We start from the raw sequence: 14,646 nt of genomic DNA on the forward strand, positions 1-14,646 counted from the left end.
CGCTTTGCTAGAACAGAAAATACCGTTGTGCCATCGGCAGCACATCGGCCGGTTCGCACCATAGCAACACGCCGTCGGCCTTGACCTGATAGGTCTGTGGGTCAACTTCGATGTCCGGCAGGTAGTCGTTGTGGATTAGGTCTTTCTTCTGCACGGTGCGACAGCCTTTGACTACGCCGATCTGCTTCTTCAGGCCCAGTGACTCCGGTACGCCTGCGTCGAATGCCGCCTGGCTGATAAAGGTCAGGCTGGTGGCATGCAGCGAGCTGCCGTAGCTGGCGAACATGGGGCGGTAGTGAACCGGTTGCGGTGTCGGGATCGAAGCGTTGGCGTCGCCCATCAGGCTGGCGGCAATGGCGCCGCCCTTGAGGATCAGGGTCGGTTTGACGCCGAAGAATGCCGGACGCCACAGCACCAGGTCCGCCCACTTGCCGACTTCGATGGAGCCCACCTCATGGCTGATGCCGTGGGTGATCGCCGGGTTGATGGTGTATTTGGCGATGTAGCGCTTGGCGCGGAAGTTGTCGTTGCCGGGACCGTCCTGCGGCAGGGGGCCCCGCTGCTTCTTCATCTTGTCGGCGGTTTGCCAGGTGCGCATGATCACCTCACCAACCCGGCCCATGGCCTGGCTGTCGGAACTGAGCATCGAAAAGGCACCCAGGTCGTGAAGAATGTCCTCGGCGGCGATGGTTTCCCGGCGTATACGGCTTTCCGCGAATGCCACGTCTTCGGCGATGCTCGGGTCCAGGTGGTGGCAGACCATGAGCATGTCCAGGTGTTCGTCGATGGTGTTACGGGTAAAAGGCCGGGTCGGGTTGGTCGAGCTGGGCAGCACGTTCGGAGAACCACAGGCCTTGATGATATCCGGCGCGTGGCCGCCACCTGCACCTTCAGTGTGGTAGGTGTGGATGGTGCGGTTCTTGAACGCGGCGAGGGTGGTTTCGACGAAACCTGACTCATTCAGCGTGTCGCTGTGAATCGCGACCTGCACGTCGTATTCATCGGCAACGCTCAGGCAGTTGTCGATGGCTGCGGGTGTGGTGCCCCAGTCCTCGTGCAGCTTCAGACCGATAGCGCCCGCCTTGACCTGCTCGATCAGCGGGCCGGGCAGGCTGACGTTGCCCTTGCCGGTGAAGCCAATGTTCATCGGAAACGAATCCGAAGCCTGGAGCATGCGCGCCATGTGCCACGGACCGGGCGTGACCGTGGTGGCGTTAGTGCCAGTGGCAGGGCCGGTGCCGCCGCCGATCATGGTAGTCACGCCGCTCATCAGCGCTTCTTCGATCTGTTGTGGGCAGATGAAGTGGATGTGCGTGTCGACGCCGCCAGCGGTGAGGATCATGCCTTCACCGGCAATGACTTCGGTGGCCGCGCCGACCGCAATGGTCACGTCTGGCTGGATGTCCGGGTTACCGGCCTTGCCGATGGCTGCGATGCGTCCATTCTTGATGCCGACGTCAGCCTTGACGATGCCCCAATGGTCGATGATCAGGGCGTTGGTGATCAGCGTGTCGACCACATCGGCGGCCATTAGCTGGCCTTGGCCCATGCCGTCACGGATGACCTTGCCACCGCCGAACTTCACTTCTTCGCCATAGGTGGTGAAGTCCTTCTCGACCTCGATCCACAGCTCGGTGTCGGCCAGGCGAACCTTGTCGCCGACGGTGGGGCCGAACATGTCTGCGTAGGCTTGTCGGCTTATCTTCATCTTTCGTACCTCGGATTCAGAGCGGCAAGCTGCAGGCCGCAAACTGTAAGTTTTTCAAAGCGACCAGCGGCGAGCTGCAAGTCGTTAGTCGTCAAAGCTTTTGATCCTCGTGCCGAGTGCCCATCGTCATACACACGTCCCGATTGGATGCCTGCATGACCGTTGCGGCGATCCGCATTGCTCACGAAGACGTTAGTCTGAACGCCCTGTTTCTGGAGGCTGTACCGGCCTCTTCGCGAACAAGTTCGCTCCTACGGCCTTCGGCCAGAATCAAAAGCAGACTTGTATGTAACGATGAACGCGGAGCGTAGGAACGGTATTCAAAAAGGCTTCAATCCAGATCGCCCATTACCCGTCCGGCAAAGCCGTAGACCTTGCGCAATCCGGCCAGGTCCACCAGCTCGACTTCACGGGACTGGCCCGGCTCGAAGCGCACGGCGGTGCCGGCCGGGATATTCAGGCGCATGCCGCGGCTGGCGGCGCGATCAAAGGTCAGTGCGTCATTGGTTTCGAAAAAGTGGAAATGCGAGCCCACCTGAATCGGCCGGTCGCCGCTGTTGGCAACCGTCAGGCTGAGGGTACGGCGTCCGGCGTTGAGTTCGATATCGCCGGGCTGGATCTGGTATTGACCAGGGATCATGTCGGTTGCCCCAAGGTTTTGAAATAAATGGCGGTCGGATGAAGGCGACCGTCCGGTGTGGCGCAGTAGCCTGGCAGTTCGCCGACGCGGGTGTAGGCCAGCGCGCTATAGAACGCTTCAGCCACCGAGCCCGCTTCGGTGTCCAGGTGCAGCAGCCCGCGTTTGTGTTTTACTGCAACCTGCTCGACTTCGTCCATCAGTTGCCTGCCCAGACCACGACCTCGGGCGCTGGGCAGCACCATCAGTTTCTGCACTTCGGCGCGGTTCAGGCCATTGGGCTTCTGGCACAGTGACAACTGCGCGCTGGCCAGCACATTATCGTCTTCGGCCACCACCCACAGCAGCAGACTGCCTGCGGCGATATCGGCCTTCAGGCCATCGCACCAAGCGTACGCCTGCTGCATATCCAGATCAGCCATGAACCCCACCGATGCGCCGCCGTGAACCGTTTCAAACAGCAACTGCGCCAGACCATGGCGATAATGGGCGAAGCTTTCAGCGGTAACACGTCGCAGTTGTGCATGGTTCATGGCGTGCTCTCTAGAAGGGCTTGGGTGCTTGTGACGCGGGTGCCGGAACACCGGGCGACAAATCCAGTTGCATGAAGGTCAGGTCCAGCCAGCGGCCGAACTTGGTGCCGACTTGCGGCATCTGTCCGGTAGTCTTGAAGCCGAGGCGTTCATGCAGGGCGATGGAGGCCGCGTTGCCGCTTTCGATGGCGGCTACCATCATGTGTTTCTCACAGTCTCTGGCTCGTTCGATCAGCGATGCCATCAGGCGCGGCCCCAGCCCCTTGCCGCGCTGGTCTGCGCGAACATAGACCGAATGCTCCACCGTATGGCGAAACCCTTCGAAGGGGCGCCAGTCGCCAAACGATGAGTAGCCCAGCACCTCGCCTGCGTGGTCGACGGCCACCAGAATTGGATACGCCTGACTCTGGCGAGCTGCGTACCAGACCTGGCGGTTGGCCAGGTCGACCGGTTGTTCATTCCAGATAGCCGTGGTGTTGAGCACTGCGTCGTTGTAGATGGCCAGAATGCCTGGCAGATCGACCGGCAGGGCATCGCGAATCACGTCTTGCATGATCACTCCCTCAGGCAATCGGCTGATGCACGGTGACCAGTTTGGTGCCGTCCGGGAAGGTGGCTTCCACCTGAATCTCCGGGATCATCTCCGCAATGCCTTCCATGACCTGATCGCGGGTCAGCAGGGTCGTGCCGTAGTGCATGAGGTCAGCGACGGTCTGCCCGTCACGCGCACCTTCAAGCAGCGCCGCAGAGATGTAGGCCATGGCTTCCGGGTAATTGAGCTTCACGCCGCGCGCCAGACGCCGTTCGGCAACCAGTCCGGCAGTGAATATCAGCAGCTTGTCTTTTTCGCGTGGTGTCAGGTCCATGGGGCTTCCGTTTGTTCAAATTCGGTGGTTGATCGTTCCCAGGCTTGAGCCCTCATCGTTATGTATAAGTCTGTTTTGGGGTCTGGCCGAAGGCCGTGGGAGCGAACTTGTTCGAGAAGGGGCCGGTGTAGTCGCCGAAAATGCAGCGCCTAAAACATTGTCTTCGCGAACACGTTCGCTCCCACGCCCTGCGGGCAGAAGCGCTAAAAGCCCCCGATTTTCGGGCTTTTCAGGACTTATGTATCACGCTGAGTGTATCAGCGCCGAGGGTGTAGCCTGGAATGCAGAGCGTCCAGTCATCAATCAGGTGTTCCAGATTCTTGGCGTTACCGCCTCGCGTCCCAGCAGGGCAGGGCGCAGGTATTTCCAGATTTGTATCAGCCAGGCGCGCGCGTGCAATGCTTCGTCTGCCAAGCAGCGAGCCACTACAAGGCCCGGCAATTGGGTCAGATCACCGCGTACCGGGTTGGGCATCGACAGCGAGCGACAGGCCTCAAGCAGATCGCTGCTCACTTCACCGGTCAGCAGCAGGGTGGCGAATACCGTTTTGCCGTCCAGGCCGATGGGCGAGTCCAGCAGCCCGTCGCCACCGATAATGCGTTGCCGTTCGTGCCAGAGCAATGTGCCGTCGCGGCGGATATCCAGATGCGACTGAAAATGTCCCTGCTCGAAACGCTCGCCGCTGGCCGGACGGCCCAGTGCTACTACATCCCAGTAGCATAGCTTCGCGTCACCGTGTAGTTCTATGCGGGTGGTAAGTTCTGCCTGGGCATTGCTGAAGACGATGGTTTCCTGCGGCAGCCATTCCAGTGTCGCGCCGGGGTGGACGTGCAGTTCAAGTTGCTGAAAGGCCGGGCTGGCGGCGCGATACCATTTCGCTGCGCCGGGGCTGGTCAGTTGTGCCCAGGCATCGGCACCGACCGTGGCTGAAATGTCCAGCCGGTCTCCCCCGGCGATACCGCCCGGTGGGTGAACGATGATGTGCTGGCACACCTGCGGTCCTTCGGCATACAGATGCTTTTGCACCCGCAGCGGCCCTTTGTGGCGACGTTGGGTCGGGCGTGTGCAGTCATCGAAACGGCCATAACCCAATTCCAGCTCGGCATGCCAGCTGGGGGTAAAAAGGGCGGTGTTGGCAGGCAGATTCATGGTGTCTTCATTGGCTTGTCGAGTGCAGCACGATAACGGATTGGCGCATTAATTAAATAGTCACCAGACCGCGAACCCCTTCGGTCTCCATGTTCTCGCCACGGCCCTGCTGGACGATTTCTCCCCGCGACATCACCAGGTATTGATCGGCCAGTTCCGCCGCGAAGTCGTAGAACTGCTCGACCAGCAGAATCGCCATGTCGCCGCGCTCGGCCAGTTTTTTGATCACTGCGCCGATTTCCTTGATCACCGAGGGCTGAATACCTTCGGTGGGTTCGTCGAGAATCAGTAAGCGTGGACGACTCGCCAATGCCCGGCCTATCGCCAATTGCTGCTGCTGACCACCGGACAGATCGCCGCCACGCCGATGTTTCATCTGCAGCAGCACCGGGAACAGCTCGTAGATAAATGCCGGCACTTCCTTGGCTTCGGAGCCCGGAAAGCGTGACAGGCCCATCAACAGGTTTTCCTCGACCGTCAGCCGGCCGAATATTTCCCGGCCTTGCGGCACATAAGCAATCCCGGCATGCACCCGCTGATGCGTCTTGAACTGGGTGATGGCCTTGCCTTCCCATTGCACCGAGCCTTCCTTCGACGGCAACAAGCCCATCAGCACACGCAACAGCGTGGTCTTGCCTACGCCATTGCGGCCCAGCAGGCAGGTGACTTCACCGACCTTCACATCAAACGACAGACCACGAAGAATGTGGCTGCCACCGTAATACTGATGAAGCTTTTCGACCTGGAGCATGGTGAATGTTCTCGTCGGTTGCAGCGTAATCGTAATGTTGGGACGCGGGGCGTCTGGATAGGTATTTCCGTGCCGCGCGCCGATCAGTTCGTTGCGTCAGCGCCCTAAATACACTTCGATTACGCGTTCGTCGGCCTGCACGTCGTTCAGCGAGCCTTCGCCCAATACGCTGCCTTGGTGCAGCACGGTGACGTGGTCGGCAATCGAGCCGACGAAGCCCATGTCATGCTCGACCACCATCAGTGAGTGTTTGCCGGCCAGGCCCTTGAACAGCTCGGCGGTGAATTCGGTTTCGGCGTCGGTCATGCCCGCCACCGGCTCGTCGAGCAGCAGCAATTGCGGGTCCTGAACCAGCAGCATACCGATCTCCAGAAACTGCTTCTGGCCGTGAGACAGCAAGCCCGCCGGGCGGTGCATGGAGGTGGTCAGGCGAATGGTTTCCAGGACTTCGCGTATCCGGTCCTGCTGTTCGCCGCTCAACCGCGCACGCAAACTGGCCCATACCGATTTGTCGGTCTTTTGAGCCAGTTCAAGGTTCTCGAACACGCTCAAGGCTTCGAACACCGTCGGCTTCTGGAACTTTCGGCCAATTCCGGCCTGAGCAATCTGCACTTCGCTCATCTGCGTCAGGTCCAGCGTTTCGCCGAACCAGGCCTTGCCGTGGCTGGGGCGGGTCTTGCCGGTGATGACGTCCATCAGCGTGGTCTTGCCAGCGCCGTTGGGGCCGATGATGCAGCGCAGCTCGCCCACGCCGATGTACAGATTCAGATCGTTCAGTGCCTTGAAACCGTCGAAGCTGACGCTGATGTCTTCCAGCGTCAGGATCGTGCCGTGTCGTGTGTTCAGCCCTTTACCAGCGCTTTTGCCAAGGCCTACCGCATCGCGGCTGGTGCCTGCATCAGAGTTGGGTGCCAGAACCGGTTCAAGCATGAACGACGGGGTAGGAGTGGTTTTCATTGCTCGCTCCTTTTCTTCAGCAAGCCGATCACGCCTTTGGGCAGGTACAGCGTGACGATGATGAACAGCGCGCCGAGAAAGAACAGCCAGTATTCCGGGAAAGCCACGGTGAACCAGCTTTTCATGCCGTTCACCAGACCCGCGCCCAGCAATGGGCCGATCAACGTGCCACGGCCGCCCAATGCTACCCACACTGCTGCTTCGATAGAGTTGGTCGGCGACATTTCGCTGGGGTTGATGATGCCGACCTGCGGCACATACAGGGCCCCGGCCAGGCCGCACAGTATGGCACTCAAGACCCAGACAAACAGCTTGAAGCCGCGCGGATCGTAACCGCAGAACATCAGGCGGTTTTCCGCATCACGCAACGCCGTCAGAACCCGGCCGAACTTGCTCTGCGCCAGGCGCCAGCCGATGTACAGGCTGGCAATCAGCAATAAGACTGTCGCTAGGAACAGCGTTGCTCTGGTTCCTTGGGAACTGATGCTGAAACCCAGAATGCTGCGAAAGTTGGTAAACCCGTTGTTGCCGCCAAAGCCGGTCTCGTTGCGAAAGAACAGCAGCATGCCGGCAAACGTCAGGGCCTGGGTCATGATCGAGAAATACACGCCTTTGATCCGCGAGCGGAAGGCGAAGAAGCCGAACACCAGCGCCAGCAGCCCAGGTGCGAGGACCACCAGACACAGCGCCCAGAGGAAATTGTCGGTGCCTGCCCAGTACCACGGCAGTTCGGTCCACGACAGGAACGTCATGAACGCAGGCAAACCATCACCTGCGGCCTGGCGCATCAGGTACATGCCCATGGCATAGCCGCCCAGTGCGAAGAACAGGCCGTGGCCCAGCGACAATAGCCCGGCGTAGCCCCAGACCAGATCCAGCGCCAGGGCGACAATGGCGTAGCAGAGGATTTTGCCCACCAGGGTCAAGGTGTAGGCCGAGACCTGAAAGCTGTTATCGGCAGGCAACAACGACAGCAACGGCAGTGCCAGCAGCACAGCCAGTATCACAATGCCTGCGGTCAACGTGCCTTTGGGGCCGACTTTTTGTGCGGCAGTTACCATCAATGGCTGGCTCATCAGTCGATCACCCGTCCTTTCAATGCGAAGAGGCCTTGCGGACGTTTCTGGATAAACAGAATGATCAGCGCCAGTATCAGGATCTTGCCCAATACAGCGCCGATTTGCGGTTCGAGAATCTTGTTGGCAATGCCCAGCCCGAAGGCCGCCATCACGCTACCGGCCAGTTGTCCGACACCGCCGAGCACCACCACCAGGAATGAGTCGATGATGTAGCTTTGGCCAAGGTCGGGGCCGACGTTGCCGATCTGGCTCAGGGCGACGCCGCCCAGACCTGCAATGCCCGAGCCCAGACCGAATGCCATCATGTCGATGCGCCCGGTCGGCACACCGCAGCAGGCAGCCATGTTGCGGTTCTGGGTGACGGCGCGCACGTTCAGACCCAGTCGGGTCTTGTTCAACAGCAGCCAGGTCAACACGACCACGAACAGGGCGAAGGCGATGATCACGATGCGGTTGTAAGGCAATACCAGGTTAGGCAACACCTGAATGCCGCCTGACAGCCATTGCGGGTTGGCGACTTCAACGTTCTGCGCGCCGAAGGCCAGACGTACGGCTTGAATCAGCATCAGGCTAATGCCCCAGGTGGCGAGCAGGGTTTCCAGTGGACGGCCATACAAGTGACGGATGACCGTACGTTCCAGGGCCATGCCGATCACGGCGGTGACAAAGAACGCCACCGGCAGTGCGATCAGCGGATAGTATTCGATGGCGCCCGGCGCATAGCGCTGCAGCATCAGTTGCACGACATAGGTTGAATAGGCGCCCAGCATCAGCATCTCGCCATGGGCCATGTTGATCACCCCAAGCAGGCCGAAGGTGATCGCCAGGCCCAGCGCCGCCAGCAGCAGGATCGACCCCAGCGACATGCCGCTGAACGCCTGACCGAGGATTTCGCCGATCATCAGCTTGCGCTTCACCTGTGCCAGGCTGGTTTCAGCCGCCACGCGTACCGAAGCGTCGGTTTCCACGCCGGGCGCCAGCAATGATTCAAGACGGGTACGCGCCAGCGGGTCACCGGTTTCACCCAGCAGTCGCACGGCAGCCAGACGTACTGTCGGGATGGAGTCGACCATTTGCAGGTTGGCCAGCGCCAGGGCCAGCGCGCTTTTGACGCTGGAATCGGTTTCGCTGGCGACACGTTCGGTCAGCAGCTCCAGTTGTGCAGGGCGAGCGCTTTTTTGCAATTGCAGGGCTGCTGCCATGCGCAGTTGCGTATCGGCTGCCAGCAGTTGGTGGCTGGCCAGCGCTGTTTCAATCAGACCACGCAGCCGGTTGTTCAGGCGCAGTTTGCGCGGTTCGTCAGGAGTTGGGGCGTCGGCTGCTGCAGGGGCTTGTGCATCGGCCGGCACGTATTGATCGTTGTTTTCGATCCAGGCGCGCTTGCTGCTGTCGGCGGCAACACGGCCATCGCGCAGAGCTTCAAGCAGTTCAACGCGTTCCGCTGTCGGCTTGGCTGCCCAGGCCTCCAGCAGCTCGGCCTGTTGTGCAGAACTGGCTGCGACAAAATCACTGGCATCGCTGGCCTGAGCTGCAAGGGGCAGCAGCAGGCTGATAGCGAGGATGAAACGGTAGAAGTAGGAAGGCATATCAATATGGCCTTGATTGAGTGTGGCGCCGTCTGCTCTTGATTCTGGCCGAAGGCCGTGGGAGTGAACTTGTTCACGAAAGGGCCGTTACATTCACTGAAGATGTATCGTTTGAACAGCCGCCTTCGCGGACAAGTCCGCTCCTACAAAAAATGCTTTCCACCCTGAGGCCGAGCGAACGTGTGCGTACGACTAGCGCTGGAGCGTAGGGGCGAGAGTTGTTGTGCTCTCAGCCCCGTCACATCAGTTGCTCTTCACGGGATGATCAGGCTTTTTGTCGTTGCCAGGAATGTAGGGGCTCCATGGCTGGGCGCGGATCGGCTCTTTGGTCTGCCAGACGACGTTGAACTGACCGTTGTCCTCCACTTCGCCAATCATTACCGGCTTGTGCAAGTGGTGGTTGGTTTTGTCCATGGTCAGGGTGAATCCCGACGGTGCTGCGAAGGTTTGTCCGGCCATTGCCTCGCGTACCTTGTCCACGTCAGTGGTTTTGGCTTTCTCGACTGCCTGTGCCCACATGTGAATACCGACGTAGGTAGCTTCCATCGGGTCGTTGGTCACCGCTTTGTCAGCGCCTGGCAGGTTTTTCTTTTTGGCGTAGGCAGTCCAGTCAGCGACGAACTTCTTGTTGACCGGGTTTTCCACCGACTGGAAGTAGTTCCAGGCGGCGAGGTGGCCTACCAGTGGTTTGGTGTCGATGCCGCGTAGTTCTTCTTCGCCTACCGAAAACGCTACAACCGGTACGTCGGTGGCTTTCAGGCCCTGGTTGGCCAGTTCTTTGTAGAACGGCACATTGGAGTCGCCGTTAACGGTGGAGATAACCGCTGTCTTGCCACCTGCAGAGAACTTCTTGATGTTGGCCACGATGGTTTGATAGTCGGAGTGACCGAACGGGGTGTAGACCTCTTCGATGTCTTTATCCGCTACACCCTTGGAGTGCAGGAATGCACGCAGAATCTTGTTGGTGGTACGTGGGTAGACATAGTCGGTGCCGAGCAGGAAGAAGCGCTTGGCCGAACCGCCTTCTTCACTCATTACATACTCGACCGCAGGGATCGCCTGTTGGTTAGGCGCGGCACCGGTGTAGAACACGTTGGGCGACATCTCTTCGCCTTCGTACTGCACGGGGTAGAACAGCAAGCCGTTGAGTTCCTCAAAGACCGGCAGTACCGATTTGCGCGATACCGATGTCCAGCAACCAAAGACCACCGCCACCTTGTCCTGGGTCAGCAATTGGCGGCCTTTTTCGGCGAACAGTGGCCAGTTGGAAGCCGGGTCGACAACCACTGCTTCGAGCATCTTGCCGTTGACGCCGCCTTTGGCGTTGATCTCGTCAATGGTCATCAAGGCCATGTCTTTGAGCGAGGTCTCGGAGATCGCCATGGTCCCGGACAACGAATGCAGAATACCGACCTTGATGGTTTCGGCAGCCTGAACGGTCCAGGTCAACCCCATGGCGGCGATCGATGCGGACAGGGTAAAGGCTTTGATCAGGCTGCGACGCTTCATTGACTAGCTCCCTTGGTTCATTTTTTTGATAGGTCTGCGGCGGTGCATTACGTTGCTCTTTCAACCGTTAGCAAGGTCTGGGCCAACCTAAGCGCGTCGCAAAATGGAACGAATGTGTCGCGCAGTAAAGGGTATGCGCACCAACCTGGAACGGGGGCAGGAAGAGGGCGTGCGCTATGCGCTGCAATGGTGCGGACCATGAAATACCAGCATTGTCTCTACTGCCGTTGTGTTCAAACGGCCAAGCGCCTCATACCCAGAACTCCTGTGCTCCGGTGTAAAGATCGTAGGTCTGGTCAACGAGTCGCTCGGGAGCATCGAACCAGGCGAACAGCTGGCCGTTGACCCGTGTTGTCGCACCCAGTTGCACGCGAGTTCCAGGCGGGATGGCGACGTGATCACCGAGAAAGCCGGTAAACATGTTCTTCTTGGGCACATTAGGCGCGAAGATAAAGAATACCGGGTGATTTTCCGAGTTAGCGTTACTGCTCACAAATCCATCCTGGCTCCATCTGGAGGCATTGGCTCGCGATACCGATGCGGACTGCACGCCATTATCTGTAAACACCGCACCTATCTCGCGTTCCAGACATGCCACTCCTTCGCTGGATACATACGTGGAGCCAAAGGCAGTGCCATGCCATGGCTTGAGTTTGTAGAACTGGCGGAGAAACCTGCTTGTGGTGGCGTTGCGCATACCGTTTCGCAATACAGGATTGATGGCTGCCGAACCTCCCTCTGTATAAGCTGCTATTTCCGAAAAGCTTTCTGCGTTGGACGCTTTACTCAGGGCGAGGTAATCGGCCTCGAACTTCAAACGTTCAGCGCTGCTTGCTTCTTCCAGGGACGCAGGCCAGGCAGTTGTCAGGCTGGTCAGGTGTGCTTGGGCATTGCGGATGGCTGGCTGACTCAGCCGCGGTATTTGTTTTCCCACGGTTTTCCAGGCACCGCTGGTAGTACGCAAGGCAAATTCCTGCTCATGCACCAACTGCGTTGCATCCATGGGGTTCGGCCGATAAAGGCGCGAGTGGCCGAACATGTTGGCACGACGGCTTATGAAGCAGGTCTGGCCCTCTATCTCGATGGCAGTGAAGCGGTGAGGGTCCATAGCGACGATTAATTTAGAGTCTGCAAAACGTGGGGCTTTGGAATGCGACAGGAGATAGCCAATCTGCATCTGCCCATCGCGACCCACCCTGCGAATCAGGTGCGGACTTCTTGCTGCTCCGGAGGCATGCGTTACCGGTTTAAGGGCTAGCGCCACATGGCCAATGAGAGCAGTGGCAAGATAGCCAATGGCGCTCAGAAACTCCTCGGCGGCTCCTTCGTGGTCGCCTTCGTCTATTTTCGAAAAGGCGTTCCAGGTTTTATACAGGCCCACGCCCAGCGCAACAGGCATCATGATCGGTTCAGGCAGAAACAGAATTGCGATACCGGCGATCAGATCGAAGCTTCGGCCGGCTTGCCCCTGATTGGTTTCCTGGCTCATATGCCGCTTGGCTTCGCTGATCAACTGAGTGATCCTGGTCTCGTGAATTTCCTCGTAAATATCTTTGCTCTGGCGGATAAAAACGACTGGATGCAGCAGCCTTGAAGGGATCGGTATCAGCGAAAATTGAGTAAGTACCTGTGGCGGGCGCCAGTGCTTTGCCTCTTTCTCGTACTGCATGGCACGCAGCGTCTCCAGACGCCTGGACAGCGGTATTTGCTTAAGCAGGTACTGCTGAAACGAGACTTCTTCCAGAAAGGTGGTGGTGAGATGAAACATGCTGTTGAACCAGCGGAAAACGATGCCGTCGGAAGCATTCAGTGTGCACAGTACAAGCGGTCCCTTATCGAATTTCCCCGCGGGAGCGATCAGCATGACATTGGTCATCTTGAATTGATTGACAGTGAAAAACCTGACTTCGATGGCTTCATCTTTGATGGTTCGGCGCCCTTGCGGTGCTGGCGAATCCAGCACTGCTTTGATCCACTCTCGACCCGCTGGCGCAAACGCCAGTTGTTCGATCTCCAGCAGCATCATCTTCATCTGAGCTTCCAGCATGACTTTTCGTGACTGCTTGAGTTGTTGCGCATACGCCGATGTTTTCAGATTTAGGTCGAGGTACTCGCTGAGGTGTTGGGGGGCCTCAATGGTTGTAACCAATTCCTTGATGGTGGCTTTGTCCAGTTTCCTGATGACTGCGCCTTCACTATCCATAGCCTGGATCAGCAATGCATCCTTAGCTTTGGCCCGGTAGGCATGGGTGTGTGCCAACTGCCATAGCGAAGTCTTCGCGGTCTCGGTTGCGGGCATCATAGGCGCGCCGGGAATATCCAGCACTTCAGTGCCGGTTGTATAGGTCAGTGAAACAATAATGTGCTGCGCTGCTACCTCCACTGAGGCTCGTTTCAATACGTCCTCGAGCTGCTTGTCGATATAGCGCGTGAAGTAAGTGCGGCTGTCGTTATCCGGCTGACCGAAGTGGTCCTTGCTGTTTTTGCGAATATTCACAACCGATTGGCCAAACCGCTGCGCCTGCTCATGCCATTCAATGCGCTGCGACTGCTTCATGGTTTTCCACCATGCAGGCATCTGGCTTTCCACCAGATCGTTATCGAGCCGGTCCAGGCGCCAATGGTGGTCGAAGTAAACTTCTGATCCCAGCAGTTGCACTATCGATTGCTCGAAACAAACCGCATCCATTCGTTGGGTGCGGGCAAGCTGTACGGCCTGAGCGAACATAGATTGCTGTCTGGTGATCTGGCGTGTATGCAACAGGCTTAGAAAGTTGCCTTCCAGCAAAGTGTATTGCCACTGCAAGATGTTGCTGTCAGGTGCAGCCTGGACTGGTTGGTCAGCCTCGGAATCAGCCAGCAGACGTCGTCTGTAATCAGGTTCAGCCCCTCGTCGAGCAAGGGCTTCGTTCATTTGTGTCAAGGATGCAAATGCTTCCAGCCCGTCATGCGGGGTGAACAGCAGCACATCTTCAAGCTCCTCCTGATCGATCTGCACAGGTTCATCACGAAGACGTCTTGCGATTACAAACGCCCCGTAAAGCGAAAGCGGAGGGCTATCACCAGCGCTTGCCGAAAGTCCATAAACGCTGTGTGGCTGCAGCTCGGCAGTATTTCCGTCGGGGTCAGGGGCGCAGGCTGCCAATGCTGCCGACAGCAGGCTGTAGTGCCCGGTCGTCATTTTTTCGAGGGCAATCTGCACCGCGCATTCAGATTTCATGCACTCGATCTGCTCGGCGACAAACTGGTGTCCCTTGGTTTCGCCATCCGATGTTGCAATGCTCCAGTAGTCCGCAAGTTTCTGGCTATAGAACTGTTCCAGTTGCTGGCTGACCTGGGTATAGAAAGTCGCGATAGCTGCGCGGCCCAGCGGTTGGATGGCTGGTGTTTGCGAAGTGGACGACGGAGTCGGGTAAAGGCCTTGCACATCATGGTCGGTCCAGTTCAGAAGGCCGGTGAAGTGCTCGATCAGACTGGGGATCAGCGGAACACTGTGAATATTGGCTCCCTTGTCCGGTATTTCTTTGCTGTCAAGGTAGGTCAGCCATGTTGTCTGCACATCCAGCTCGGGTTTGAGGGGGGAGAGCAGGGTACTGGCCAGCTCCTGGGTTGCTTTGCTGAAACCAGGTGGATACGTGTCGCTGGCAAGCGAACGTTGTGGAGGTGGTGCTGATGTTATGAGCGGTAGGTTCATGGTGCCGATTCGCCTGCATGATGGATGATCCGCTTAAGGCATTGGCCGGGCGGTTCATTTCATGTAGTCAGGGCTGACGGCGCACGGCTATCGGCCAGCGCAGGTCGGTGAAGGCAGCATTGGCGATCTGGTCGGTAGGAAGTTTCGGGGGCATGGAAGGTTCAAAGCAGGGCGGGA

General features: G+C 58.4%; 12 protein-coding genes. All 12 read right to left on the reverse strand.

Features of this window, described 5'->3' with window-relative positions:
* Positions 1 to 7: 7 nt before the first annotated feature.
* Positions 8 to 1,708, reverse strand: a complete 1,701-nt coding sequence (gene ureC, locus AC4ANK_RS05050; protein WP_002555404.1) for an urease subunit alpha — start codon at positions 1,706 to 1,708, stop codon at positions 8 to 10.
* A 331-nt stretch (positions 1,709 to 2,039) separates the two neighbouring features.
* Positions 2,040 to 2,348, reverse strand: a complete 309-nt coding sequence (locus AC4ANK_RS05055) for an urease subunit beta (RefSeq protein ID WP_002555403.1) — start codon at positions 2,346 to 2,348, stop codon at positions 2,040 to 2,042.
* Positions 2,345 to 2,878: a tabtoxinine-beta-lactam acetyltransferase Ttr gene (gene ttr / locus AC4ANK_RS05060; RefSeq protein WP_002555402.1), complete on the reverse strand. Its 534-nt coding sequence runs from the start codon at positions 2,876 to 2,878 to the stop codon at positions 2,345 to 2,347. Before ttr ends, AC4ANK_RS05055 begins: the two co-directional genes overlap by 4 nt.
* Positions 2,879 to 2,888: 10 nt before the next feature.
* On the reverse strand, positions 2,889 to 3,431 hold the full coding sequence (locus AC4ANK_RS05065; RefSeq protein ID WP_002555401.1) for a GNAT family N-acetyltransferase: 543 nt from the start codon (positions 3,429 to 3,431) through the stop codon (positions 2,889 to 2,891).
* A gap of 10 nt (positions 3,432 to 3,441) precedes the next feature.
* On the reverse strand, positions 3,442 to 3,744 hold the full coding sequence (ureA, locus tag AC4ANK_RS05070; protein WP_002555400.1) for an urease subunit gamma: 303 nt from the start codon (positions 3,742 to 3,744) through the stop codon (positions 3,442 to 3,444).
* A gap of 303 nt (positions 3,745 to 4,047) precedes the next feature.
* Entirely contained in the window at positions 4,048 to 4,893 is an 846-nt protein-coding gene (locus tag AC4ANK_RS05075) for an urease accessory protein UreD (RefSeq protein ID WP_002555399.1), read from the reverse strand.
* Positions 4,894 to 4,945: 52 nt separating this feature from the next.
* Entirely contained in the window at positions 4,946 to 5,644 is a 699-nt protein-coding gene (gene urtE / locus AC4ANK_RS05080) for an urea ABC transporter ATP-binding subunit UrtE (RefSeq protein WP_002555398.1), read from the reverse strand.
* Positions 5,645 to 5,740: 96 nt separating this feature from the next.
* Entirely contained in the window at positions 5,741 to 6,601 is an 861-nt protein-coding gene (gene urtD, locus AC4ANK_RS05085; protein ID WP_002555397.1) for an urea ABC transporter ATP-binding protein UrtD, read from the reverse strand.
* Positions 6,598 to 7,677 (reverse strand): urea ABC transporter permease subunit UrtC, encoded by a 1,080-nt coding sequence (gene urtC / locus AC4ANK_RS05090; RefSeq protein WP_031597722.1) that lies wholly within the window; start codon positions 7,675 to 7,677, stop codon positions 6,598 to 6,600. Before urtC ends, urtD begins: the two co-directional genes overlap by 4 nt.
* Positions 7,677 to 9,266, reverse strand: coding sequence for an urea ABC transporter permease subunit UrtB (urtB, locus tag AC4ANK_RS05095; protein WP_002555395.1), 1,590 nt, complete (start codon positions 9,264 to 9,266; stop codon positions 7,677 to 7,679). Before urtB ends, urtC begins: the two co-directional genes overlap by 1 nt.
* A gap of 243 nt (positions 9,267 to 9,509) precedes the next feature.
* A complete protein-coding gene (gene urtA, locus AC4ANK_RS05100; protein WP_002555394.1) occupies positions 9,510 to 10,775 on the reverse strand; it encodes an urea ABC transporter substrate-binding protein in 1,266 nt (421 codons plus the stop codon).
* Positions 10,776 to 11,025: 250 nt separating this feature from the next.
* Positions 11,026 to 14,469 carry a dermonecrotic toxin domain-containing protein gene (locus AC4ANK_RS05105; protein WP_460383482.1) on the reverse strand — a complete coding sequence of 1,148 codons (3,444 nt, stop codon included), beginning with the start codon at positions 14,467 to 14,469 and terminating at the stop codon, positions 11,026 to 11,028.
* Between the last annotated feature and the right edge of the window lie 177 nt (positions 14,470 to 14,646).

The sequence above is a fragment of the Pseudomonas sp. Pmew2 genome (assembly GCF_058129885.1).